The sequence below is a fragment of the Pseudomonas sp. G7(2022) genome, from assembly GCF_052660475.1.
The window spans coordinates 4262357-4287296 of record NZ_CP109659.1 but is presented as its reverse complement, the minus strand read 5'-3'; the positions used below and the strand labels follow the sequence as shown (position 1 = coordinate 4287296).

The 24940-nt window shown below is 61.0% G+C and carries 21 protein-coding genes and 1 pseudogene; 13 read left to right on the top strand and 9 right to left on the bottom strand.

The window, feature by feature from the left end:
- Positions 1-3: 3 nt before the first annotated feature.
- Complete coding sequence (locus tag NE357_RS19480) at positions 4-1494, bottom strand: aldehyde dehydrogenase family protein (protein ID WP_169431235.1); 1491 nt, start codon at positions 1492-1494, stop codon at positions 4-6.
- A gap of 270 nt (positions 1495-1764) precedes the next feature.
- On the opposite strand from NE357_RS19480, the gene NE357_RS19475 reads away from it, so the two are divergent.
- Positions 1765-2007 (top strand): DUF1652 domain-containing protein, encoded by a 243-nt coding sequence (locus NE357_RS19475; RefSeq protein ID WP_169431234.1) that lies wholly within the window; start codon positions 1765-1767, stop codon positions 2005-2007.
- A 51-nt stretch (positions 2008-2058) separates the two neighbouring features.
- Here the strand turns inward: NE357_RS19475 and NE357_RS19470 are convergent, their stop codons facing one another.
- Positions 2059-2415, bottom strand: coding sequence for a hypothetical protein (locus NE357_RS19470; RefSeq protein ID WP_169431233.1), 357 nt, complete (start codon positions 2413-2415; stop codon positions 2059-2061).
- Between the two features lie 363 nt (positions 2416-2778).
- Here NE357_RS19470 and peaA point away from each other — a divergent pair, with 363 nt between their 5' ends.
- The 4 genes from peaA to peaD all read left to right on the top strand — a co-directional run bounded on the left by peaA (position 2779) and on the right by peaD (position 7351).
- Entirely contained in the window at positions 2779-4359 is a 1581-nt protein-coding gene (peaA, locus tag NE357_RS19465) for a quinohemoprotein amine dehydrogenase subunit alpha (RefSeq protein ID WP_169431232.1), read from the top strand.
- A gap of 94 nt (positions 4360-4453) precedes the next feature.
- On the top strand, positions 4454-5884 hold the full coding sequence (gene peaB, locus NE357_RS19460; RefSeq protein ID WP_102621854.1) for a quinohemoprotein amine dehydrogenase maturation protein: 1431 nt from the start codon (positions 4454-4456) through the stop codon (positions 5882-5884).
- Between the two features lies 1 nt (position 5885).
- Positions 5886-6209 (top strand): quinohemoprotein amine dehydrogenase subunit gamma, encoded by a 324-nt coding sequence (gene qhpC / locus NE357_RS19455; RefSeq protein WP_007953094.1) that lies wholly within the window; start codon positions 5886-5888, stop codon positions 6207-6209.
- A 23-nt stretch (positions 6210-6232) separates the two neighbouring features.
- Entirely contained in the window at positions 6233-7351 is a 1119-nt protein-coding gene (gene peaD, locus NE357_RS19450; protein ID WP_169431231.1) for a quinohemoprotein amine dehydrogenase subunit beta, read from the top strand.
- Between the two features lie 123 nt (positions 7352-7474).
- Here peaD and NE357_RS19445 read toward each other — a convergent pair whose 3' ends face one another.
- A complete protein-coding gene (locus NE357_RS19445; protein ID WP_169431230.1) occupies positions 7475-7879 on the bottom strand; it encodes a lysozyme inhibitor LprI family protein in 405 nt (134 codons plus the stop codon).
- Positions 7880-7934: 55 nt separating this feature from the next.
- Positions 7935-8855, bottom strand: a complete 921-nt coding sequence (locus NE357_RS19440; RefSeq protein WP_169431229.1) for an ADP-ribosylglycohydrolase family protein — start codon at positions 8853-8855, stop codon at positions 7935-7937.
- A 196-nt stretch (positions 8856-9051) separates the two neighbouring features.
- Between NE357_RS19440 and NE357_RS19435 the strand changes: the two genes are divergently transcribed.
- A complete protein-coding gene (locus NE357_RS19435) occupies positions 9052-9540 on the top strand; it encodes an SRPBCC family protein (protein WP_085713126.1) in 489 nt (162 codons plus the stop codon).
- Positions 9533-9786, top strand: a pseudogene (locus NE357_RS19430) (aminoglycoside phosphotransferase family protein); the annotation flags it as partial. The gene NE357_RS19435 and the pseudogene NE357_RS19430, both read left to right, overlap by 8 nt.
- Positions 9787-10123: 337 nt before the next feature.
- Here the strand turns inward: NE357_RS19430 and acnA are convergent.
- Positions 10124-12865 carry an aconitate hydratase AcnA gene (gene acnA / locus NE357_RS19425; protein WP_169431228.1) on the bottom strand — a complete coding sequence of 914 codons (2742 nt, stop codon included), beginning with the start codon at positions 12863-12865 and terminating at the stop codon, positions 10124-10126.
- Between the two features lie 220 nt (positions 12866-13085).
- Here acnA and rlmM point away from each other — a divergent pair, with 220 nt between their 5' ends.
- Both rlmM and tusA read left to right on the top strand, forming a co-directional pair.
- Positions 13086-14159: a 23S rRNA (cytidine(2498)-2'-O)-methyltransferase RlmM gene (gene rlmM, locus NE357_RS19420; protein ID WP_169431227.1), complete on the top strand. Its 1074-nt coding sequence runs from the start codon at positions 13086-13088 to the stop codon at positions 14157-14159.
- Positions 14160-14224: 65 nt separating this feature from the next.
- Complete coding sequence (tusA, locus tag NE357_RS19415) at positions 14225-14476, top strand: sulfurtransferase TusA (protein ID WP_011335204.1); 252 nt, start codon at positions 14225-14227, stop codon at positions 14474-14476.
- 50 nt (positions 14477-14526) lie between these two features.
- On the opposite strand, the gene NE357_RS19410 is transcribed toward tusA, so the two are convergent.
- Positions 14527-15936, bottom strand: a complete 1410-nt coding sequence (locus tag NE357_RS19410; RefSeq protein WP_169431226.1) for an MATE family efflux transporter — start codon at positions 15934-15936, stop codon at positions 14527-14529.
- Between the two features lie 160 nt (positions 15937-16096).
- Here NE357_RS19410 and pdxB point away from each other — a divergent pair, with 160 nt between their 5' ends.
- Complete coding sequence (gene pdxB, locus NE357_RS19405) at positions 16097-17239, top strand: 4-phosphoerythronate dehydrogenase PdxB (protein ID WP_169431225.1); 1143 nt, start codon at positions 16097-16099, stop codon at positions 17237-17239.
- Positions 17240-17296: 57 nt separating this feature from the next.
- Here the strand turns inward: pdxB and NE357_RS19400 are convergent, their stop codons facing one another.
- Entirely contained in the window at positions 17297-17476 is a 180-nt protein-coding gene (locus tag NE357_RS19400; RefSeq protein ID WP_065260694.1) for a PA1571 family protein, read from the bottom strand.
- Positions 17477-17735: 259 nt separating this feature from the next.
- On the opposite strand from NE357_RS19400, the gene NE357_RS19395 reads away from it, so the two are divergent.
- The gene (locus NE357_RS19395; protein ID WP_169431224.1) at positions 17736-19529 is read left to right on the top strand and encodes an ABC transporter transmembrane domain-containing protein; all 1794 of its coding nucleotides are present in this window, start codon (positions 17736-17738) and stop codon (positions 19527-19529) included.
- A 105-nt stretch (positions 19530-19634) separates the two neighbouring features.
- On the opposite strand, the gene NE357_RS19390 is transcribed toward NE357_RS19395, so the two are convergent.
- Positions 19635-21563, bottom strand: a complete 1929-nt coding sequence (locus NE357_RS19390; RefSeq protein WP_169431223.1) for a transglycosylase SLT domain-containing protein — start codon at positions 21561-21563, stop codon at positions 19635-19637.
- Between the two features lie 213 nt (positions 21564-21776).
- Here NE357_RS19390 and NE357_RS19385 point away from each other — a divergent pair, with 213 nt between their 5' ends.
- Positions 21777-23699 (top strand): ATP-binding cassette domain-containing protein, encoded by a 1923-nt coding sequence (locus tag NE357_RS19385; protein ID WP_169431222.1) that lies wholly within the window; start codon positions 21777-21779, stop codon positions 23697-23699.
- A gap of 75 nt (positions 23700-23774) precedes the next feature.
- Here the strand turns inward: NE357_RS19385 and NE357_RS19380 are convergent, their stop codons facing one another.
- Positions 23775-24212, bottom strand: a complete 438-nt coding sequence (locus NE357_RS19380) for a universal stress protein (RefSeq protein ID WP_011335197.1) — start codon at positions 24210-24212, stop codon at positions 23775-23777.
- Positions 24213-24330: 118 nt separating this feature from the next.
- Here NE357_RS19380 and NE357_RS19375 point away from each other — a divergent pair, with 118 nt between their 5' ends.
- On the top strand, positions 24331-24768 hold the full coding sequence (locus NE357_RS19375; protein ID WP_169431221.1) for a hypothetical protein: 438 nt from the start codon (positions 24331-24333) through the stop codon (positions 24766-24768).
- The last annotated feature ends 172 nt before the right edge of the window (positions 24769-24940 follow it).

Here is a 24940-nt window from a genome sequence, read left to right as displayed (position 1 = left end):
TCATTACAACTTGATCAACACCGACTTCAACTCGGTGTAATGCTCGATCGCCGCATACCCCATCTCGCGCCCGACGCCGGACATCTTGTAGCCGCCAAACGGCAGCGCCGGGTCCAGCGCACTGTGGCAGTTGACCCACACCGACCCTGACTTGATCCGCGGAATCATCCGGTGCACCGCCGCCAGGTCGTTCGACCAGATGCTCGCGCCCAAACCGTAAGGGCTTTCATTGGCCATGCGCAGCGCATCGGCCTCGTCATCGAACGGAATCGCCACCAGCACCGGCCCGAAGATTTCTTCCTGCACCAGCGCATGCTGTTGATCGACATCGACAATCACCGTCGGCTTGACGAAGAACCCCGGCCCGAACTGCTCGCCACCGCAGGCGATGGTCGCGCCGCTTTCCCGGCCCATTTCGATGTAGTTGTAGACCCGCTCCTGCTGACGCGCGGAAATCAGTGGGCCCATCTCCACGCTCGGGTCGAGACCGTTGCCGAGTTTCATGGCGTTGGCGATGTCGCTGATATCCGCCACCACATTGTCGAAATGCTTGCGCTGCACGTACAGGCGCGAGCCGGCGCAGCAGACCTGGCCCTGATTGAAGAAAATCGCACTGGCCGCACCTGCTGCAGCGGTTTTCAGGTCGGCGTCGGCCATGACGATGGTCGGTGATTTGCCGCCCAGTTCCAGGGTGACCCGGGTCATCGAGTCCATGGCGATCTTGCCGATCTGCTTGCCGACGGCGGTGGAGCCGGTGAAGGTCAGCTTGTCGACCAGCGGGTTGTGAGTCAGGGCGGAACCGGCCGTGATGCCGGTGCCGGTAACCACGTTGAACACGCCTTCCGGGTAACCCGCTTCCAGCACCAGCTCCGCCAGTTTCAGCGCGGTCAGCGGGGTTTCGTCGGCCGGTTTGAGCACCACGGTGCAACCGGTGGCCAGCGCCGGGCCGAGTTTCCAGCAGGCCAGCAGCAGGGGGAAGTTCCAGGCGACGATGGCGCCAACCACGCCCACGGCTTCGCGGCGGATGAAACTGTGGAACTGATCGCCGGGCATCAGCGGCAACGAAACGTCGACACTGGAACCTTCGATCTTGGTCGCCCAGCCAGCCATGTAACGCAGAAAGTCGATCGCCAGTTGTACATCCATCACCTGCGCCACTGCGGCGCTCTTGCCGTTGTTCAGGCATTCCAGTTGCGCCAGCAGCTCGGCGTCGCGCTGCATCAGGTCGGCGAGTTTCCACAACAGGTTCTGTCGTTCGCGCGGACGGGTACGACTCCAGGCGGAGTCATCGAAAGCCTGACGAGCGGCGAGCACTGCACGGTCGACATCTTCCGGGGTGGCGCGAGGCACCACACACAGCACCTCGCCAGTGGCCGGGTTGTGCAGCGGCATGGTCTGGCCGTCGGCGGCTTCGATCCAGTCGCCGCCGATCAGCATGCGCGGCGGGCGCTGGATGAAGGCCGAGGTGGCAGGGAGCAGATAGGGCAGGGGCATGGTGAAAACCTCTTGTTGTTCGTAGACGTGAAGAGGGCTTCGCAATGGCTGTGCCAAAGGCGTGAAGTGGCCGTGCAGGTCCCGTCGCGCCGGGTTTGCGACGGTGCAGCGATAACGCGGCGGGAAGGTTTTATTCTCAAAAAGCGACAACCGGTGAGACGTCGTGCCACCGGTCGGCGGCTCCGCCACTTGCGCTCGTTGCGGATAAACTTTCCCGTTGGGAGGATGCAGGCATTCAGGTCTGGAACACTCGACCGGGAGGTAGCGACGATGCTTTCAACCCTGGAAATCCAAAACATCATCGAACACAGCTTTCAACCGCTGGTCTGCACCTGCAGCGTGGCAGCGGATCAGTCGCTGACGATCCGTGTCTGCGATTGCATGACCGGCAGGGTCGAACTGCTGGCCAGCCATGTGCCGCTGTGGACGCTGGACAGCACCCATGCGCTGGCCACGCTGATTGCCGACATGCGTCTGGAAATCGAGACGCACAAGAGCCGGCAACCCCTGTAGCACATCTGATCCATCCCGCCCGCGAGCGACGGGCGGGATGGTCCGAAAACTTCAGCAGGCGACCTTGCGGGATATTTCCTGAAAAGTGTGGCTGTCGGCGGCAATCAGCATCCGGCGCTGATCCTTGAGGGTGGCCAGGAACGTCACTTCGGTCTCGTGACCGGCCAGCATGAATCCGGCAATGGCGCCGATGGGCCCCAGCAGCATCGCACCGGCCACGCCATAGCCGATGGCATCCTTGAAGTTATTGATCGACTCTTCGTTGGCCACTTCCAGTGTCTTGATCGATGACAGCGGGAGGGTAAGACCCGGCCAGGGGTGCAACGATGTTCTCAGCGTAAAGTTGCCGTCCCTGTACTCTCCGTCACCTTGCAGAAAGTCTCCCGCCAGGACTGTGATGTTGGCCATTACAGATCTCCTTTTCGGCATTCGGTGAACAACCATTTCGCGCCTGTATCCGGGTGTCGTCAATCGTCGGGCGATGAGTTGCGATGTGGCACAACGCCGCTGCTGTCGCCCGTGACTATGCTTGTCTCACACTGCAACACCTGTCGCGAAATTGGACGCCGGGCCACACCCCGGACGCTGGCAAAACGCAGTGATCTTCACGTAACTGCTTGATTGAACAGCTTATCGGCAAGCTGGCACGCTCCGTGTATTGCTCATGGCAGACGTTTCGCTTGCCTCCGTTCGTGCATCACCCCGAACGGCTGAAACCCTAAAAACGATAAGCCACAAAAATAAGAAAGCACCGTGCGAGGTTCGACGTTGATGAAGAGAAAACTCCGATCAGGCATGAGCGCCAGCCTGCTGGCCGTGGCTGCATGCGTAGCCCTGCATTCGCCCCACAGCCTGGCAGCCCGCGACGCCCAGACCATCCTCAAGGAAACCTGCCAGGGCTGTCACATCCCTGAGGCCGGCGACCGGTTGAGCCGCATCAGCCACCAGCGCAAGACCCCCGAAGGCTGGCTGATGAGCATCGCCCGGATGCAGACCATGCACGGTTTGCAGATCAGCGATGAAGACCGCCGCACGCTGGTCAAATACCTGGCCGACACCCAGGGCCTGGCGCCCAGCGAAACCGATGGCGTGCGTTATGCGCTGGAACGGCGGCTGAACACCGTCGAGCAGTTCGATGAGAAAACCAGCCAGATGTGCGGCCGCTGCCACTCCGGTGCACGGGTCGCCCTGCAGCGGCGTCCGGCCCAGGAATGGGAGCGTCTGGTGAATTTCCACCTCGGCCAATGGCCGTCGCTGGAGTATCAGGCGCTGGCCCGCGACCGTGACTGGTTCGATATCGCCCGCAAGGAAATGGTCCCGCTGCTGGCCAAGCGTTACCCGCTGGACAACCCGGCGTGGCAGGCCTGGCTGAAAACCGCGCCGAAAGCCCAAGCACTGGTCGGCGACTGGAGCTTCAGCGGTCACCTGCCGGGCAAGGGTGAACTGGCCGGCACCATGAGTGTCACCGCCGATGGCAGTGACACCTTCAAAGTCGTCGTCAAAGGTCAGTACGCCGATGGCAGCCCGTTCAACGGCGACGGCAGCGCAATTCTTTACAGCGGTTACGAGTGGCGCGGCAACGTGACCGTCGATGGCGTGACCATGCGTCAGGTGTTCGCCGCACAAGGCAACGCTATGCAGGGCCGGATGTTCGAGGCCGAGCACGATGAGCGCGGTTTGGACTTTGTCGCCGCCAAACAGGGTTCGCAGCGCTTGCTGGCGGTGCAGCCGGGTTACGTGAAGGCCGGCAGCGAAACCGAAGTGACCCTGATCGGCAGCGGTCTGAGCGGCAAGCCGAACTTCGGCAAAGGCGTAGACGTGGTCGAAGTGGTCGAGCAGAGCGCCGACCGGATCAAGGTCAAAGTCAAAGCCGCATCCGATGCCCAGCCGGGTCTGCGCACCGTCAGCGTTGGCAGCCTGAAAGGCCCTGGCCTGTCGGTGTACAGCAAGATTGCCTCGGTCAAAGTGGTGCCGGAGTTCTCGGTGGCACGGATCGGTGAGGGTGGCGGTTCGACGCCGAAAGTCCAGGGCCGTTTCGACGCCGAAGCCTGGGGCAAGGGCGCCGACGGCAAGCCGTATCGCATCGGCGTGTTCCCGGCGCAATGGAAAATCGAAGCGTTCGACGAGCGCGCCAAAGAGGACGAGGACGTCAAGTTCGCCGGCACCATGCAGGCCGACGCAGGCGTGTTCACCCCGGGTGATGCCGGGCCGAATCCGGCACGCAAGATGTCCACCAACAACGCCGGCAACCTCAAGGTGATCGCCGCCGTCGACGACGCCGGGAAATCCCTGACCGGCGAAGGCCACCTGATCGTCACCGTGCAACGCTGGAACAATCCACCCATTCCCTGATGTTGAAACGTGAGTTGTCCTGGGCCACCGCGATTCAGACACTTTTCGGAATGACCGCAAGTCCCCCAAGCGGGGCTTGCACAGGAGGTTTGCAATGGGCGCTATCTTGAATCTGGTCGAACGCAACCTGCACGAAGTGCACGTCGACGCCGACCGCATGCTGTTCCACATCCCCAGCAGTTCGCTGTTCGCCAGTGATGAACTGACCGGCACCATCATCGATGCGTTGCGCGGCCCCGGTTGCTCTTCGGAAGACCTGATCCAGCGCCTCGGTGCGCGGTTCAACGGCGAGGAAATCAACGAGACCCTGCGCGAGCTGATCTCGCTGGAACTGGTCAGCGATGGCTCGCCGCTGACCCCGGACATCGCGGTCAAACGCGTCGAGCGCACCGCGATCAACACCGTGGTGCTCAACGTCAACACCGGCTGCAACCTGAGCTGCACCTACTGCTACAAGGAAGACCTCGACAAGCCGTCCGCCGGCAAGAAAATGGACGTTGAAACCGCCATCGCCTCAGTGGAAATGCTACTGCGTGAATCCCCCGATGAAGAGCGCTTCACCGTGGTGTTTTTCGGCGGCGAACCGCTGAGCAATCGCAAGCTGATCGAGTACATGGTCGATTACTGCGAGAAGCGTTTTGCCGAGGCCGGCAAGTTCGTCGAATTCGTGATGACCACCAACGCCACGCTGCTCACCGAAGAAACCGTGGACTACCTGAATGCCCACCGCTTCGGGCTGTCAGTGAGCATCGACGGACCGAAAACCGTGCACGACCGCAACCGCATCACCGTGGGCGGGCAGGGCACCTATGACGTGGTGCGGCGCAAGGCCGAAATGCTGCTGTCGCGCTACAACAGCCGCCCGGTCGGCGCGCGGGTGACCCTGACTACCGGCGTCACCGACGTCGAAACCATCTGGGATCACCTGTTCAACGAACTGGGTTTTGCCGAGGTCGGATTTGCTCCGGTGACCTCCGGCGACATCAGCAGTTTCAACCTGACCAACGCTGAGTTGATCGAAGTCTTCGCCAGCATGAAACGCCTCGGTCGGCGTTATCTGGAGGCTGCGCTGGAGCACCGCAATATCGGTTTCTCCAACCTGCATCAGTTGATCACCGACATCCACGAAGGCCACAAAAAGGCCCTGCCCTGCGGTGCCGGGCTGAAGATGCTGGCGGTCGATCACAAGGGCGAACTGAACCTGTGCCATCGCTTCACCGGCTCGTCGCTGCCGACCTTCGGCAACGTCCACAGTGGCGTTAAACAGGTTGAGTTGAACGACTTTCTGTCCCAGCGTCTGGATCGCACCAACACCGGTTGCCATGACTGTCAGATCCGTAACCTGTGCTCCGGCGGCTGCTACCACGAGAGCTACGCCCGCTACGGCGATCCGGCCCACCCGACCTATCACTACTGCGAACTGATGCGTGACTGGGTCGACTTCGGCATCGAGGTCTACACCCGGATCATGGCCAACAACCCTGCGTTCATCAGCAGCTACATCACTCCGCGCAAGGCTCACTGATATGAAACATCTCAAGGCAATCAATAACAAAGCGTTGAAGCTGGATCAGGCCGCGATTGATAACCGCATCGAAGAAGTGGTGGCGATGAGCTCGGTCGCGGGCTGCGCCTCGACCACCGACCCGGGTTGGGAAATCGATGCGTTCGGCGGGGTGTCGTCGCTGTGCCAGCCGATGGAAGCCGACCTGTATGGCTGCTCCGACCCATGCTGGTGGCCGGCCCAGGTGCCGGACATGATGAGCACTTACCCGGACTGGAACAAGGATGCCCAGGCGTCCAATGACAACTGGCGCAACCTCGGCACTGTCTTCCCGAAAGACAAGTGATCCACAAGAAGAAGGATTCCAGCATGCACAACATCAAAGCCTGCGGCCTTGCCGCACTCGCGGTTCTGAGCGCCTGTTCGCTCTCGGTTCTGGCCGATGAAAACACCGCGCTGCAAGACGGTCACGAGTACATGTTGACCACCAACTACCCGAACAACCTGCACGTCATCGACCTGGCGACCGACAGTTTGTACAAGACCTGCAAGATGCCCGATGCCTTTGGCCCAGGCACCGTGCAGCTGTCGCCGGATCGCAAGACCGCGTACGTGCTGAACAACCATTACGCCGATGTTTACGGTGTCGAGCTGGACAGCTGCAAGCAGGTATTCCACGCCAGCATCACCCAGCAGCCGGGCGAGAAGGCGCGGTCGATGTTCGCCTTCACCGTCAGCCATGACGGCAAGGAGCTGTACACCATCGCCAACCCGACCCAGATGCTCAACGACCGCTACGAGGTCAAACAACCGCGTCTGGACGTGTACGCCACCGATGCCGGGATGGACGCCAAACCGATACGCAGCTTTCCGGCGCCACGGCAGTTGACGATCATGCAGAGCGGCGATGACGGCACACTCTATGTGGCTGGCGCCGATGTGTACAAGGTCGATGTGAAGAGCGGCAAGTTCGACGTGCTGATCCCCAGCCGTCACTGGAAACGCCCGAACTACAGCGCGCCGGACGTGCTTTACGTGTGGAACCAGCAGACGTATCGGCATGACTTTTCGCTGCTGTACACGGCGGCGAAGTTCAAGGACAAGAAGCAGGATCCGGCCACCGCTGAATACCTGTACGGCTTGTTCAGCGTCGATCTGAAAACCGGCAAGACCGAAACCACCGATTTTGGTCCGCTGACCGAGATCTACTTCAGCGGCATGCGCTCACCGAAGGATCCGAATCTGATGTTCGGTGTGCTCAATCGTCTGGCCAAATACGACATCAAGCAGAAAAAGCTGATCCAGGCGGCGACACTGGACCATTCCTACTACTGCATTTCGTTCAACAAGGACGGCAGCAAGATCTACCTGGCCGGGACGTTCAACGACGTGGCGATTTTTGATGCCGAAACCATGAAGCAGACCGGCAGCATCAAGTTGCCGGGTGGGGATATGGCGATTACCACGGCGCAGATCTTCGTCCGTTGATTGGCGGCGTCAGGGATGACGCCATCGCGAGCAGGCTCGCTCCCACAGGGGATTGGTGAACGACATAAAACCAATGTGGGAGCTAGCCTGCTAGCGATAGGGGCTTGGAGGACACAGCCAAACTCAGGCCCCGGGTACCGGGCAGCTCATGTCACCTTCCTCACATTTCAAATACTGCTTGAGCGCCTCGGTTCGCGTCTTGGTCACCGATGCGATGCAATTGTTGTAGATCAACGGATAAACACTCCCGCCTGCCACGCCGGATGCCGAAAACTTGCACTCGGCATCGCGAAACCCGATCCGCGCCCGTTGCGCGCTCACCAGCAGTTTCTTGCCTTCAGGGTTGTCCTTCAACCGAGCGGTAATCTGCTGATAAACCGTGTTCAACTCCTTGTCCGCCGCCTTGTTTTCCTGCGCGGCGCACTGATTCATCGTCGCCTGATCGCTGGCATTGGCGCAGTCCACGGCGGCGTGGGCAGTGGAGGTCAAAAACAATGGCGCCAGGGCCAGGAGCAGGCGTGGGTACATGGGGGTTCTCGCTGTAGTCATTGAAGATGCCGAGCAGTTTAGCGATTTCGTGGCGTTAACAAGGCTCGCGGTGCCTTGATGCGTTCAGCAACCGTTCTGCAGTTGCTGCAATTTCTTCTCCGTCATGCAGCTTCTCCAGCCACCCGGACGGGATTCCCTGGACGCCGTAATGGGCGCCGGCCAACTGGCCGACGATAGCGGCCGTGGTGTCCGCGTCATCGCCCAGATTTGCCGCTTGCAGAACGGCTGCGGCGAAGCTGTCGGTGTGCTGGAAGCACCATAATGCTGCTTCCAGGGATTCGATGCAGTAGCCACTGCCGCGAATGTCGCGTTCTGTCTTGTGCAGGTACTCGCCCCGGGCAATCGCCGCCACCCTGGTCTCGCTGAAGGCTGTTGGCGGCAGGGTGCGCAGTTGCGCTTTCGATGCGCCTTCCAGGGCTTTGCCGAGCAGTTCGGCGAGCAGTTGGCAGCACTCGATGGCCTCGGGCGCCGCGTGCGTAGTGCGTGAACTGTCGGCGGCGAATCGCCTGGTTTTCCGGGCATCGGGGAAATAAAACAGCACCACGGGCACCAGACGCATCAATGAGCCATTGCCGGCACTGTAGGGATCGGTGGAACCGGCAAACGGCTCTCCGGAGTGTTGATAGCGATCCAGCGCCTGACTCACGGTCATGCCGATATCGAAACATTCGCCGGTCGAACTCAGATAACCCCACTGCCACCAGTTCAGATAGCGGCCCATCTGGTCAGCAGCATCGAAGCCGTTTTTGTTCAGCAGACTTTCCGCCAGGCACAACGCCATCGAGGTGTCGTCGGTCCATTGACCGGGCTTCAGGCGAAACGGCCCGCCACCGACCATGTCGGTCAGGGGCGGGAAGCTGCCGCGAGGCTGGAATTCGACGGCGGTTCCCACTGCATCGCCGCAGGCCATACCGAGGAGGGCGCCGTGGTAACGTTCGGGGAGGGAGGGCTGCATGATGACGTCCTTGTGTCGTTCGGTTCGCTGCAAACGTTATCAGTTTCGCCGCGCTGATCCGCTCGTATTCTGATGAACCGGCACCCCAAAATACTGCCGGATATTTCCATCAGCCCTGACGACTGCACTGGATTGATACAACTTCGCATTGGACATGTGGTCATACAAGCCTACTGTTCAAAACAGGAGGTGACGTATGAAACCAGTACCCAACAGCTTTGAACGTAAAATCATGCTCCGGTCGCCGCGCTCCCATGTCTGGCGCGCGCTGGTCGATGCCGAGGCGTTTGGCCAGTGGTTTGGCGTGGCCCTGGAGGGGCGGCGGTTTATCGCCGGCGAGTGGACCCAGGGGCAGGTCACGTACCCCGGTTATGAACATGTGCTCTGGAACGTGCTGGTGGAGCGGGTCGAGCCCCAGCAGTTGTTTTCCTTCCGCTGGCATCCCTATGCCGTGAACCCGAAAATCGACTACTCCCAAGAACCGACCACACTGGTCAAATTCGAGCTGCAGGACTATGAAAACGGCACGCTGCTGAAGGTTTCCGAGTCAGGTTTCGCGCATATTCCCGATGTCCGTCAGAAAGAGGCGTACTACATGGACAGCCGTGGCTGGGAAGAACAATTGAGCCGACTCGAACACTTTCTCGCCGAGACCGACCGGGCACGCGAGCGTGAAGGTGGCTGACCGCGACTGGTTTGATCCGTGGTTGAAGCGTTGGGCACTGGTGCCCGACGGTGTTCCGATCATCACGCCGGGCAGCAGGCTGTTGCCGGTGCGTCAGGGTGATTTACCGGTGATGCTGAAAGTCGCGGTGGACGATGAGGAAAGTACGGCAACCTGCTGATGACCTGGTGGGACGGTGAGGCTACCCGGATCATGTGCCGAGCCTTGGGCCGGCTGCACGCACCGCGACCGACGCCGCCACCGCCGGACAGCTGAAAGTCGCGGATCTGGCGGCTTCTGCACTCAACGCCCGACACGCCTAAGGGTTTTCGGAAGGGGCGCTATAGCGAATGTCTTACACGCGCTGGTAGCTTTATCGACTATTGCCAATTGGATCCACAGCGTAATCTAGCCTCATCAACTGAAGCACAGGGAGTGTTTCAGGATCATGGATGATCGACCATATGCAAGGATCGCTGCCGACAGGGAGTCGATAATGGTCTTGGGAAAAACCCGCTTCGGCGGGTTTTTTTTCGCGTGTGGAAAAGTGCCGTGCCCAAACAGAAACACCGCCGATCTGGCGGTGTTTCTGCATCTGCCGATATTACGAGGCGATCAACTGCCGCAGCACGTAATGCAGGATCCCACCGGACTTGAAGTACTCCACCTCGTTCAGGGTGTCGATGCGGCACAGCACTTCGATTTTCTCCTGATGCCCGTTTTCGCGGGTGATGACCAGGGTCAGGTTCATCCGTGGCGTCAGCTCGACACCGCTCAGACCCTGAATATCCAGGGTTTCCTTGCCGGTGAGGTTCAGGCTCTTGCGATTCTGATCGAGCTTGAACTGTAACGGCAGCACGCCCATGCCCACCAGGTTGGAACGGTGGATCCGCTCGAAGCTTTCGGCGATCACCGCTTTCACGCCCAGCAGGTTGGTGCCCTTGGCCGCCCAGTCGCGGCTGGAGCCGGTGCCGTATTCTTGCCCGGCAATGACCACCAGCGGGGTGCCCGAGGCCTGATAACGCATGGCCGCGTCGTAGATCGCCAGTTTTTCGCCGGTCGGAATGTAGATCGTGTTGCCACCTTCTTCGCCGCCGAGCATTTCGTTGCGGATACGGATGTTGGCGAAGGTGCCGCGCATCATCACTTCGTGGTTGCCCCGGCGTGAACCGTAGGAGTTGAAGTCCCTTGGTTCGACACCTTGCTCGCGCAAGTACCGCCCGGCCGGGCTGTCGGCCTTGATGTTGCCGGCGGGGGAGATGTGGTCAGTGGTCACCGAATCGCCCAACAGTGCCAGCACCCGCGCGCCTTCCACATCGGCGATCACCGGCAAAGGCCCGGCAATGTCGTCGAAGAACGGCGGGTGCTGGATGTAAGTCGAATCCGCCTGCCAGACGTAGGTTGCGGCTTGTGGCACTTCGATGGCTTGCCACTGCTCGTCACCGGCAAACACTTCGGCATATTCCTTGTGGAACATCGCTGTGTTGACCTGATTCACCGCGTCGGCGATTTCCTTGCTGCTCGGCCAGATGTCACGCAGGTAAACCGGATTGCCCTGCTGGTCATTGCCCAGCGGTTCGCTGCTGATGTCGGTGCGCACACTGCCCGCCAGGGCGTAAGCGACCACCAGCGGCGGCGAGGCCAACCAGTTGGTTTTTACCAGCGGATGCACCCGGCCTTCGAAATTGCGGTTGCCGGACAGCACCGACGCCACGGTCAGATCGGCTTTCTGGATGGCTTTTTCGATCGGTTCCGGCAGCGGTCCGGAGTTGCCGATGCAGGTGGTGCAACCATAACCGACCAGTGAAAACCCGAGCTGATCGAGGTACTGCGTCAACCCGGCGGCTTTGTAGTAATCGGTGACAACCTTCGAACCCGGTGCCAATGAACTCTTCACCCACGGCTTGCGTGTCAGGCCTTTCTCCACGGCTTTTTTCGCCAGCAGACCGGCAGCCATCATCACGCTCGGGTTGGAGGTATTGGTGCAGGACGTGATCGCGGCAATCACCACCGCACCGTTTTTCAGGCGATAGGTGTGGCCATCATCCTCGTAATCGGTTTCACCGACCAGATCGGCATTGCCCACCGCGACACCGCCACCGCCCTCGCTTTCCAGGCGTCCTTCTTCCTTGCTGGTGGGTTTGAATTGCAAATCGAGGAAGTCACTGAACGCCTGGCCGACATTCGGCAGCGAGACGCGATCCTGCGGGCGTTTCGGCCCGGCGAGGCTGGCTTCGACGCTGCCCATGTCCAGCGCCAGGCTGTCGGTGAACACCGGTTCCTGACCGGGCAGGCGCCACAGGCCCTGAGCTTTGGTGTACGCCTCGACCAGTTTCACCACTTCCGGCGGACGGCCGGACAGGCGCAGGTAGTCCAGCGTCACGTCATCCACCGGGAAGAAGCCGCAAGTCGCGCCATATTCTGGGGCCATGTTGGCGATGGTCGCGCGGTCGGCCAGCGGCAGGTCGGCGAGGCCGTCGCCGTAGAACTCGACGAATTTGCCGACCACGCCTTTCTTGCGCAGCATCTGTGTCACCGTCAGCACCAGGTCGGTGGCGGTAATGCCTTCCTTGAGCTTGCCGGTGAGTTTGAAACCGATCACCTCGGGAATCAGCATCGACACCGGTTGCCCGAGCATCGCCGCTTCCGCCTCGATCCCGCCGACACCCCAGCCGAGTACGCCCAGACCGTTGATCATGGTGGTGTGAGAGTCGGTGCCGACCAGCGTGTCGGGGAAGGCATAAGTGCGGCCGTCTTCGTCCTTGGTCCACACGGTGCGCCCGAGGTATTCGAGGTTGACCTGGTGGCAGATCCCGGTGCCCGGCGGCACCACGCTGAAGTTGTCGAAGGCGCTCTGGCCCCAGCGCAGGAAGGCGTAGCGTTCGCCGTTGCGCTGCATTTCGATGTCGACGTTCTGTTCGAAAGCGCTGGCGCTGGCGAATTTATCGACCATCACCGAGTGGTCGATCACCAGATCTACCGGTGACAGCGGGTTGATTCGCTGCGGATCACCGCCGGCCTTGGCCATGGCGGCGCGCATCGCGGCCAGATCGACGACGGCGGGGACGCCGGTAAAATCCTGCATCAGCACCCGGGCAGGGCGATACTGGATTTCCCGGTCGGAGCGACGCTCCTTGAGCCACGCGGCAAGCGCCTTGAGGTCGGCGCCGGTGACGGTTTTTTCATCTTCCCAGCGCAGCAGGTTTTCCAGCAGGACTTTCAGCGACATGGGCAGCCTGTCGAGATCGCCCAAGGTCTTGGCGGCATCCGGCAGGCTGAAATAGTGGTAAGTCTTGTCATCGACTTTCAGGGTTTTCAGAGAATTCAGACTATCGAGGGACGGCATTACGATCACTCCTTTGAGTCCGCACGGCTACGGACTGAGGGGACGGGCAGAGCTATCAACGTAGCCCTGTTTTCAGTAGCTGGCTAATAACTGGACTCTATGGGCAAGTCCAAGGTTCCGACATGGGCTATCATGCGCCGGTTTTCGTGACAGGCTTTGCTTTTACGCAAGCCTGGACATCGCGCAGGGGATGAATGACCGCCCCCGCCCAGGAGTAAGAATGAACACCCTATTCATGCATTGCCGGCCGGGCTTCGAAGGCGAAGTCTGCTCGGAGATTTCCGATCTCGCCGCCCGACTGAACGTGGCCGGCTACGCCAAGGCCAAACCGGCGACCGCTTGCGCCGAGTTCGTCTGCACCGAAGAAGACGGCGCCGAGCGCCTGATGCGCGGTCAGCGTTTCGCCGAGCTGATCTTCCCGCGCCAGTGGGCTCGCGGGTTTTTCATCGATCTGCCGGAAAACGACCGCATCAGCGTGATCCTCGCGCACATGGCCGAATTCCCGGTGTGCGGCAGTCTGTGGCTGGAAGTCGTCGACACCAACGACGGCAAGGAACTGTCGAATTTCTGCAAGAAGTTCGAAGGCCCGCTGCGCAAGGCCCTGACCGGCGCCGGCAAACTGGTGGACGACGCCAGCAAGCCGCGTTTGCTGCTGACCTTCAAGAGCGGTCGTGAAGTGTTTCTCGGTCTGGCCGATGCCGGTAACTCGGCGATGTGGCCGATGGGCATTCCCCGTTTGAAGTTTCCGCGTGAGGCGCCGAGCCGTTCCACGTTGAAACTGGAAGAGGCCTGGCACCACTTCATCCCCCGCGATCAGTGGGAAGATCGCCTGCACAGCGACATGACGGGCGTCGACCTAGGCGCGGCGCCGGGGGGCTGGACCTGGCAACTGGTCAATCGCGGCATGCTGGTGACGGCCATCGACAACGGCCCGATGGCCGAAAGCCTGATGGACACCGGTCTGGTGCAGCACTTGATGGCTGACGGTTTCACATTCAAACCGAAGCAACCGGTGGACTGGATGGTCTGCGACATCGTCGAAAAACCGGCACGCAATGCGGCGATGCTCGAAGAATGGATCGGCGAGGGCCATTGCCGGGAAGCGGTGGTCAACCTGAAGTTGCCGATGAAACAGCGTTACGCCGAAGTGAAGCGTCTGCTGGAGCGCATTGCCGATGGTTTCAAGGCCCGCGGGATCAAGGTCGATATCGGCTGCAAGCAGCTGTACCACGACCGCGAGGAAGTGACCTGCCATTTGCGCCGCCATGACGTGAAGAAAGCCAAAGCCCGCTGAGCGCGCGACAGGTGACCGAACACCCGGCATTGGGCGACAATGCCGGCCAGTTTCAGGAGTGAATCATGAGTGAAATGATCAATACGCCGGTCGACGGCACCCTCGACGCTACGGGCCTAAACTGCCCGGAGCCGGTGATGATGCTGCACCAGCACATCCGTGACCTGGTGCCCGGCGGCCTGCTGAAGGTGATCGCCACCGACCCGTCGACCCGCCGCGACATCCCCAAGTTCTGCGTGTTTCTTGACCATGAACTGGTAGGTCAGCACGAAGAGGCCGGGACCTATCTGTACTGGATCCGCAAGAAGTCCGGTTGATCGAAAGGCAAAAAAAAGACCTGCAAATGCAGGTCTTTTTTTATGGCCGGTCAGCCCATCGAGCGGCTGATGCGAATGCGTTTGCGCGCACTGCGCGTCAGGCGGATCGACAGCATCAGCGCCGCGCAGCTGAGTCCGACGATCAGGCCTTCCCACAAACCGCTCGGGCCGCGAGGTTCGCCGAACCAGTCGGTCAGGCCGAGGGCGTAACCCACCGGCAGGCCGATGCCCCAATAGGCGAACAAGGTCAGGATCATCGTCACCCGCGTGTCCTGATAACCGCGCAGGGCGCCAGCGGCGGTGACCTGGATCGCATCGGAGAACTGGAACAGCGCCGAATACACGATCAGCATCGCCGCGATGTGAATCACCATCGGATCAGAGGTATAGATCGCCGCGATGTGCTCGCGCATCAGCAACATCATGCTCGCCGACAGGCAGGCGTAGGCCAGCGCGGTGCCCATGCCGACACCCGCGGCGAAACGCGCTTCGCGGGGTTCTTCACGGCCCAGAGCCTGGCCGACACGCACGGTCACGGCCATGCCCAGCGAGTACGGAATCATGAACACCAGCGAGCTGACGTTCAGCGCGATCTGGTGTCCGGCCACTACCGTGGCGCCAAGGCTGCCGATCAGCAGCGCGATCACCGCGAAGATGCTCGACTCGGCAAACACCGCGATGCCGATCGGCAGACCGATGGCCAGCAAACGCTTGATCACCGCCCATTGCGGCCAGTCGAAACGGCTGAACAGTTCGCTCGACTTGTAGGCCGGGGCCCAGCGCTCGTAACCAGCCAGGCCTAGTGCCATTACCCACATCACGATCGCCGTGGCCCAGCCGCAACCGACGCCGCCCATGGCCGGCACGCCGAAGTGGCCATAAATGAACACGTAGTTCAGTGGAATGTTCAGCGCCAGACCGCACAGGCCCAGCACCATCGCCGGGCGGGTGCGACCGAGGCCGTCACTGGTGCAGCGCAGCACATGGTAGAAGGCCACGGCCGGCAGACCGCTGGCGATGCCGTGCAGGTATTGCATGCATGGGCCGATCAGTTCCGGATCGACTTTCATCAGGTGCAGAACCGGTTCGGCGCAGAACAGCAGGGTGGTCGCCATCAGTCCGACCACCAGAGCCAGCCACAAGGCCTGACGCACGATCGGGCCGATCTCGCTGTGAGTACCCGCGCCGAAGCGCTGGGCGACTTTCGGCGTGGTGGCCAGCAGGGTGCCGGTCATCAGCAGAAACACCGGCACCCAGATCGAGTTGCCCAGCGCCACGGCCGCCAGATCCTTGGGCCCTACGCGCCCGGCCATCACCGCATCGACGAAGCCCATGGCGGTGGTTGCCAGTTGCGCGATCATGATCGGCAGGGCCAGACCGAGCAGATTCTTCAGCTCCAGGCGAACCCGGGCAGGGCGGTTAAGGGAAACGGCGTCAGGGCGTTCGGTTACGGAGTTCACAGGCAAAGCGTCCACAGGGGGTTGATGCGCAAGGCCGGGCATTCTACGCCGCTGACACAATGGTCAGGAAAATTCCTCTGTTGCGGATTTGTAAACAACAGCCTGCTGGCTCATCGCAGTCCCAGCGCCTACACTGCCGATCCGCCCAAGGAGCCCCGCCATGCTGATTGTTGCCGACGAAAATATCCCGTTGCTCGATGCCTTTTTTGCCGGTTTTGGAGAAATCCGCCGGGTGCCGGGCCGTTCCATTGACCGGGCCACGGTCGAACAGGCCGACGTGCTGCTGGTGCGCTCAGTGACTAACGTCAACCGTGCGTTGCTGGAAGGCAGCAAGGTGCGTTTTGTCGGCACCTGCACCATCGGCACCGATCATCTGGACCTCGATTATTTCAACGAGGCTGGCATCACCTGGTCCAGCGCGCCCGGCTGCAACGCCCGGGGCGTGGTGGATTACGTGCTGGGCAGCCTGATGACGCTCGCCGAAATCGAAGGCGTCGACCTGACGCAGCGCACCTATGGCGTGATCGGCGCCGGTGAAGTCGGCGGTCGCCTGATCAAGGTACTCAAGGGGCTGGGCTGGCAGGTGAAAGTCTGCGATCCGCCGCGTCAGGCGGCCGAGGGCGGCGACTATGTCAGCCTGGAACAGATCATCGAGCAATGCGACGTGATCAGCTTGCACACGCCGCTGACCCGCAGCGGTGAAGGTGCGACCTGGCACTTGTTTGACGAGCCACGTTTGCAACAACTCAAACCCGGTACCTGGCTGATCAACGCCGCCCGTGGCCCGGTGGTGGATAACGTCGCATTACGCAAAGTGCTGCTGGAGCGAGAAGACCTGCAAGCGGTGCTTGACGTCTGGGAAGCCGAGCCGCAAGTCGATGTGGCGCTGGCCGAACTCTGTGTGCTGGCCACTCCGCACATCGCCGGTTACAGCCTCGATGGCAAACAGCGCGGCACGGCGCAGATCTATCAGGCTTACTGCGAATTCATCGGTCAGCCGGCCAGCATTCAGCTCGGCGATCTGTTGCCGGCACCGTGGTTGTCGGAAGTTTCCCTGCATGCCGACAGCGATCCGGCCTGGGCGCTGGCGATGTTGTGCCGAGGCGTGTACGACCCGCGCCGGGACGATGCGGATTTTCGCAGCACCCTGTTGGGCAGCGTCGGCGAGCAACGCGCGGCGTTCGATGTGTTGCGCAAGCAGTATCCGGTGCGTCGCGAAATCGAAGGGTTGAAAGTAAGAATTGAGGGGGATTCACCAGCCCTGCGGCAGATCGTGTCGGCATTGGGGGCGGTGGCCGTTTAAACACCGGACAGAAAAAAACCGGCCTGCAAGGGCCGGGTCAGGAAGACGGTGGCTATATCACTTTTGTTCGGCAGGCTTGACCAATCGCTTCTCCAGTTCGCGGCAGGCGTTCTGGATCATGTCTTCAGTGATTGGCACTTCGCGCCCATCCTTATCGATAATCGAGCAACCCAGAGGTTGGCCGGGCTTGGTGCGGATCACTTGAATCTTGTCGTCGCTGCTGTGTTGCAAGGACATGGCCTGTCTCCTCATCAGGTTGTGTAAGCACAATAAAACCGTCAGGTGACCAGGCTGTGACAACTCCCTTCGATCTTTCCGGAACGGTATCTCCACTCAAGCAGAAATGACCGTTCGTCTCAACCCGGGCATTAGACCGATAGCATCTAGGAGGTAGTCTGGCCGGTCATAATTAACCTGACTCATTGTGATTTGCAGAGTTCCACCCCATTTGACTCTGTAGGCTGGCCCTATCCATCAGCACACGACGTGAACCTGAATGATCCCGATGCTTTCCTCGCGCCACCGCCGGGCCCTGCGCCTGACCAGTCATTTTCTTGCGCCCTATCGCTGGCAGGCCTTCGGTGCGCTACTCGCATTGATCGTCACGGCCGGTATTACGCTGTCGATGGGGCAGGGCATCAAGCTGCTGGTCGATCAGGGCTTCATGACCCAGTCGCCGCACCTGCTCAATCAGTCCATTGGCCTGTTCATGCTCCTGGTGCTGGGGCTCGCGGTCGGCACCTTTGCCCGGTTTTATCTGGTGTCATGGATTGGCGAACGGGTGGTGGCGGACATTCGTCGGCAGGTGTTCAACCATCTGGTTTACCTGCATCCCGGGTTTTATGAGGACAACCGCAGTTCGGAAATCCAGTCGCGCCTGACCGCTGACACGACATTGCTGCAATCGGTGATCGGCTCGTCGCTGTCGTTGTTCCTGCGCAATTTACTGATGGTCATTGGCGGTGTCGTGTTGCTGTTCATCACCAATGCCAAGCTCACCAGCATCGTGGTGATTGCGCTGCCGCTGGTGATTGCGCCGATCCTGATTTTCGGGCGACGGGTACGTAATCTCTCGCGATTGAGCCAGGACCGGATCGCCGACATTGGCAGTTACGTGTCGGAAACCCTCGGCCAGATCAAGACTGTTCAGGCCTACAACCATCAGGTGCAGGACGAACAGCGTTTCGCCTCCACTGTCGAGCAGGCATTCGAAACGGCGCGCAAACGGATTTTCCAGCGGGCCTGGCTTATTACGCTGGTGATTGTGCTGGTGCTCGGCGCCGTGGCGGTGATGTTGTGGGTCGGTGGCATGGACGTGATCGCCGGGCGAATATCTGCCGGTGAACTGGCGGCGTTCGTGTTCTACAGCCTGATCGTCGGCAGTGCGTTCGGCACGTTGAGCGAAGTGATCGGCGAATTGCAGCGCGCAGCGGGCGCCGCCGAGCGCATCGCCGAATTGTTGCGTTCGCAGAACATTATCCAACCGCCCAAAGATGGACTTGTGACCTTGCCGGAGCGGATCAAGGGCGAACTGGCGTTGCAGGACGTGCGCTTTTCCTACCCTTCGCGTCCCGAAAGCTATGCCGTTGACGGCTTGAGTCTGACGGTCAATGCGGGCGAAACCCTCGCGCTGGTCGGGCCGTCCGGTGCGGGCAAGTCCACGGTGTATGACTTGCTGTTGCGCTTTTATGATCCCCGCGAAGGGCAAATCCTGATCGATGGTGTGCCGTTGAAGAGTCTTGATCCGCTGGACCTGCGCCGCTGTTTTGCACTGGTTTCGCAGACCCCGGCGCTGTTCTTCGGCAGTGTCGAAGAAAACATTCGCTACGGTTGCCCGACCGCCACGCCGGAGCAAGTCCGGGAAGCCGCGAAAATCGCCCACGCCCACGACTTCATCGAGCAAATGCCCGACGGCTACCAGACCCACCTGGGCGACGGCGGCCTCGGCCTGTCAGGCGGGCAACGCCAGCGTCTGGCCATTGCCCGGGCGTTGCTGGTCGACGCGCCGATCCTGCTGCTCGACGAAGCCACCAGCGCCCTTGACGCACAGAGCGAACATCTGATCCAGCAAGCGTTGCCGAGCCTGATGCAAAACCGCACCACGCTGGTCATCGCCCACCGGTTGGCGACGGTGAAAAACGCCGACCGGATCGCGGTGATGGATCAGGGCAAACTGGTGGCGATTGGCACGCATCAGGAGCTGATCGCCAGCAATCCGCTGTATGCGCGGTTGGCGGCGTTGCAGTTCAGTGATGGACATCAGGCTTCGACCGAGCCAGTAACCGACTGAGTAACCGACCCTGTAGCCGACCCGGTCGAGCGCCATAAAAAATGCCCGCATCGATCGATGCGGGCATTTTTGTTTACGCTGATCTTTCAGCCAGGCGCTGAACGATCACTGATCGTCAAAGTACCGCTCATGCCAATCCACCAGCGGTTGCGGCGAGTTGAGTTTCTGGCCGTAGATCACCGAGTAGGACAGCACGTTCTGCACGTACTGGCGGGTTTCGTCGAACGGGATGCTTTCCACCCACACGTCGAAGCTCAGGTGGTCGGCGCCACGCAGCCACTGGCGCACGCGGCCGGGGCCGGCGTTGTAGGCGGCGGAGGCAAGTACGCGGTTGCCGTTGAACTGGCTGTGCACCTGACTCAGGTAGGCGGCGCCGAGCTGGATGTTCTTGTCCGGATCGAGCACCTGCTGTGGCGAAGCCATCGGAATGCTGAACTTGCGCGCGGTTTCCTTGGCGGTGCCGGGCATCAGTTGCATCAGGCCGCTGGCGCCGACGCCGGAGCGGGCGTCGTCCATGAAGGCGCTTTCCTGACGGGTGATGGCGAACACCCAGCTCGAGTGCAGGCCACGGACCTTGGCTTCACGCACGAGGGTGTCGCGGTGGGCCATCGGGAAGCGGATGTCCAGGTCGTCCCAGTATTGCGCCTGGCTGATGGTGCGGATCGCCGGGAAGTACCACTTCAGGTCATAAGCCAGTTTGGCCTGGGCGACCATTTCGTCGCGATTGAAGTGACGGCTGACGTGATACCACTCGCGACGGCCGTCGACGATCTGCCCGCGGGCATGGAATTCCAGTGCACGGCGAACACCGGGGGTGTTGCGCACCTTGTTGATGATGGCCTGGCTGAGCACCAGCGGTTTGTTGACCAGCGAATAGGGCTGCTGCGAACGGTCGGCGGCGAGGAAACCGTAGAAGTCCCGCTCCCGCGCCAGACCTTTGTACAGCGTTTGTGCTTCGGGGTTCTGCGGTTGCGCCAGTTCCAGGCTGCGGGCCTGCCAGTAGCGCCAGCGGTTGGTGGTCGCCAGATCCTGCGGCAGGCGACGGGTCAACTGATAGGCATCGTCCCAGCGTGCCAGACGCAGCAGCAGACGCAGGCGCCATTCGGACACGGTGTTATCGCGCAGTTCCGGGTCATATTTGGTCATCACGTCCAGGGCGCGGCTGTCGAAGCGACGGGCCAGGGTCAGACCGATTTCACGGGCGATGGCGACTTTTTCATCCCGGGAGAAATGCATGCTGCTGGCGTAGCCATCGAGCAGATCCATGGCCTTGTCCGGATCCTGACGGGCCAGGCGGCGCAGGCCGAGGCTGACGATGTCCGACATCGGTTCGTCGGCCGGGGTGAAGCGCGACGGCTGGTTGAGCAGTTCAGGTTTTTGCGCCACATCCACCAACAGGCGCCCGCGAGGGGCAAGGGTGGTCAGGCCATTGACCAGGCTGTTGGCCAGCGGATAGTTGCGTGTCTGTGCGGCGAGTTTGGTGCGCTCCCAGCGTTTTTGCTCGGTCAGTTGACCGTCGGCGGCCCAGATCCCGAACAGCGCATCACACGCGGCAGGCTGCGATTTGCCGGTCAGCCACAGTTTGTCGGCGTTGGCGTAGCCCTCGGCCTTGTGGCCGCTGCTGATCTGGTACTGCGCGTTCAGACAGTCCAGTTCGGTGAAGTTGAGCTTCGGGTCGTAATACTTGACGAACGTCGCCCAGTCGCCACGATCGGCCAGCCAGCGCAGCCAGCGCAACTTCATCCAGTTGGCCTGAGGCAGATCACCGTGTTCGGCGAGGAACTTTTCGATTTCCGCGTTGCTGGCAGTCTTGAGGCGGGCGGTCAGCTCGTCGTAGGCCAGGTACGGCTCAAGCGGGTAGTCGGCGAGGGCCTGGCTGTAACGGAAGTACGGGCCGGTGTCGCCCTTGGCCAGGGCGCGCTTGGCCTCATCGTAATACTGACGCTGGGTGGACAGGTCCACCGCCTGGGCGGATTGAGCAGCAGCGGCGGTGAGTAGCAAACAGGACAAAACACTGAGAAGGCGACTGCGCATGAGACATCCGGGCAGAGAAATCATGACAAGTGCCAGCGTGGGCGGCACTGAATTGTCTGTAGCTTAGCCTTTTGCCAGCAGACGGCGAAAGCTTTGCCGGCCTTGCGGCACAAGATCGCAACAAATGTTGTGCAGAGTACGTCAGCGGTGAAATTGCCGGCCTGTTCGGCCCTCGATTCAGGTAGAATGCGCGCCCGGTTTTTGGAGAAGCTCATGACCCTGCTCAAATTCAGCGATGTGTCCCTTGCATTCGGCGCGATGCCGTTGTTGGACAAGGTGTCCTGGCAGATCGCCCGTGGTGAGCGGGTGTGCATCATCGGTCGCAACGGCACTGGCAAGTCCAGCATGATGAAACTGGTCAAGGGCGACCAGAAGCCTGATGACGGCTCGGTGTGGCGTGCCCCCGGTCTGAAAATCGGTGAATTGCCGCAGGAATTGCCGGTGGCCGACGAGCGGACGGTGTTCGACGTGGTCGCCGAAGGCCTCGACGGTGTGGGCGCCTTGCTCGCCGAATACCATCACCTGAGCCAGAACATCGTCACCGACGCCGACCTGGAAAAGCTGATGCACGTCCAGCACGACCTTGAAGCCCGTGACGGCTGGCGCTTGCAGACTCTGGTCGACAGCACCTTGAGCCGCCTGCAACTGCCGGCCGACAAGACCCTCGCCGAGTTGTCCGGCGGCTGGCGTCGTCGTGTGCTGCTGGCGCAGGCGCTGGTATCCGAGCCGGATCTGCTGCTGCTCGACGAGCCAACCAACCACCTGGACATTGGTGCAATTGCCTGGCTTGAAGAAGCCTTGAAGGATTTCCAGGGCGCCGTGTTGTTCATCACGCACGACCGTTCCTTCCTGCAAAACCTCGCCACCCGCATCCTCGAACTGGATCGCGGCGGCCTGATCGACTGGAACGGCGACTACGCCAGTTTCCTGGTTCACAAGGAAGCCGCACTGGCTGCCGAAGAAACGGCCAACGCGCTGTTCGACAAGCGTCTGGCGCAGGAAGAGGTGTGGATCCGTCAGGGCATCAAGGCCCGGCGTACCCGTAACGAAGGCCGGGTTCGCGCACTGAAAGCGTTGCGCGTCGAGCGTAGCGAGCGTCGTGAGCGTACCGGCAAAGCCAACATCCAGCTGGAAACTGCCGAGAAGTCTGGCAAGCAGGTGATGGTGCTGGATAACGTGAGCTTCGCGCATCCGGGCGGCCCGTTCCTGATTCGCGATTTCTCGATGGTGCTGCAGCGCGGCGACCGGATCGGCCTGCTTGGTGCCAACGGCACCGGCAAAACCACCCTGCTGAAACTGATGCTCAGCGGCCTGCAACCGACCAGCGGCAAAGTGGAAGAGGGCACCCGGATCGATGTGGCCTACTTCGATCAGCTGCGTCATCAACTGGATCTGGAAAAGACCGTGATCGACAACGTCGCCGAGGGGCGCGACTTCATCGACATCGACGGCCAGAGCCGCCACGTGCTCAGCTACCTCGGCGACTTCCTGTTCAGCCCGCAGCGTGCCCGCACACCGGTGAAAGCGTTGTCCGGTGGTGAGCGCGCACGTCTGCTGCTGGCCAAACTGTTCAGCAAGCCTGCGAACCTGCTGGTGCTCGACGAACCGACCAACGATCTGGACGTGGAAACCCTCGAGCTGCTCGAAGAAGTGTTGCTGACTTTCAACGGCACCGTACTGATGGTCAGCCACGACCGGGCATTCCTCGACAACGTGGTCACCAGCACTCTGGTCTTCGAAGGTGAAGGCAAGGTTCGCGAGTACGTTGGCGGCTATCAGGACTGGATCCGCCAGGGCGGTTCGCCGCGTCTGTTGGGCGTGACCGAAAGCAAATCCGGCAAGGCCGACCTGAATTCGGCGGTGGTCACTGCCGAACCGGCTCCGGTTGCCGCACCAGTCGCGGCGGCCCCGGCGGCGAAGAAAAAGCTGAGCTACAAGCTTCAGCGCGAGCTGGAAGCGCTGCCGGGCGACATCGATGCCAAGGAACAGCAGATCGCTGCTGTCGAGGCTGAAATGGCTGAGGCTGGTTTCTATCAGCGTCCGCCGGCCGAGACGGCCAAGGTGATTGCTTCACTGGAGCAATTGCAGGCTGAGCTGGATGCGCTGGTGGAGCGTTGGGCCGAGCTGGACGCCTGATTGTTTCAAGGCATGAAAAAGCCCGGCATCCAGTAATGGGTGCCGGGCTTTTCAGCTTTTCACAAGCGAGTGGGATCAGCGTTTGACCAGGTGCACCGCCAGCACATCGCAAGGCGCGCCGTGCAGGACATCGTTGGCGGTCGAGCCCAATAGCAGCGCCAAACCGTGTCGGCCATGGCTGCCGACCACGATCAGGTCGCACTGCTGTTCCTTGGCGAAATGGTGGATTTCCTGACGGGGCTGGCCGTAGGTCAGGTGGCAGTTGGCGCCTTCGAGTTCGGTGTACTTGTGCTTCAGGCGTTCCAGACGTTCCTTGGCCTGATCGAACTGCTGTTGTTGCAGTTGTGACAGATCCATCGGCACGTCACCGCCGAAGGCCATGGCCATCGGTTCGACGATATGCACCAGCGACAGCTTGGCGCCATTGCTCACCGACAGCTCTCGGGCGCGGTGGATCACAGGGTCGCACTCTTCGGTCAGATCTACGGCGACCAGGATATGGTGGTAGGGCATGAGGTGCTCCTCGTGAGGGATCAATATTGGTAAGTATGGCTGGTTTCAAGCGCATTGGTTCCAGCGTCACGCAATGGGCTCATTCAAAATCGGCGCATTTAAAAACGGGAGTAGAGATATGACGGTCTGGCTGGTGGTGTCAATCCTGCTGGTGGTGTTGAGTCCGCTGGCATGGTTGCGTCCGTCCCGCGCACAGAGTGGCCGGATAGCCTTGCGCACGGAGGCCCGGCGCATCGGGCTGGCCATGCAGCTGGCGCCTCAGGAGTGGCCGCACTGGTTGAGCCAGGAGCCGCCAAACCCGTGTGCGCAATACCACCGGCCGCGACGCAGCAGGCAGCCAGCGTGCTGGACGTATTGGCAGAAATCCCCGGGTGTGTGGGTCAATCAGTGGCAGGAAGCCTGTGACGATCCGCTTTTGCTGAATCATTTCGAAAAATTGCCGGGCAACGTGTTCAAGGTTGAGGCCGACAAACAGATGATTGCGCTCTATTGGGGCGAGAAGGGTGACGCTTCGGTTCTGCTGGAAATTGATGCAACGCTGAAAGCGCTGGCATGATTCGCTGAAGTTTCGCGCTGCAACGGTGCGAAACGTCTGGCAGACGAGCAATAAAAAGCCCGACATGATTCATCGGGCGGGGTTGGCCAGGCAGGCCGGAAATTCTTTTCAGTGCTGATTCCGAGTGATCCGGTCAGCAGACGTGCGTCTGTTTTCCTTCGTAGTCCCGCCA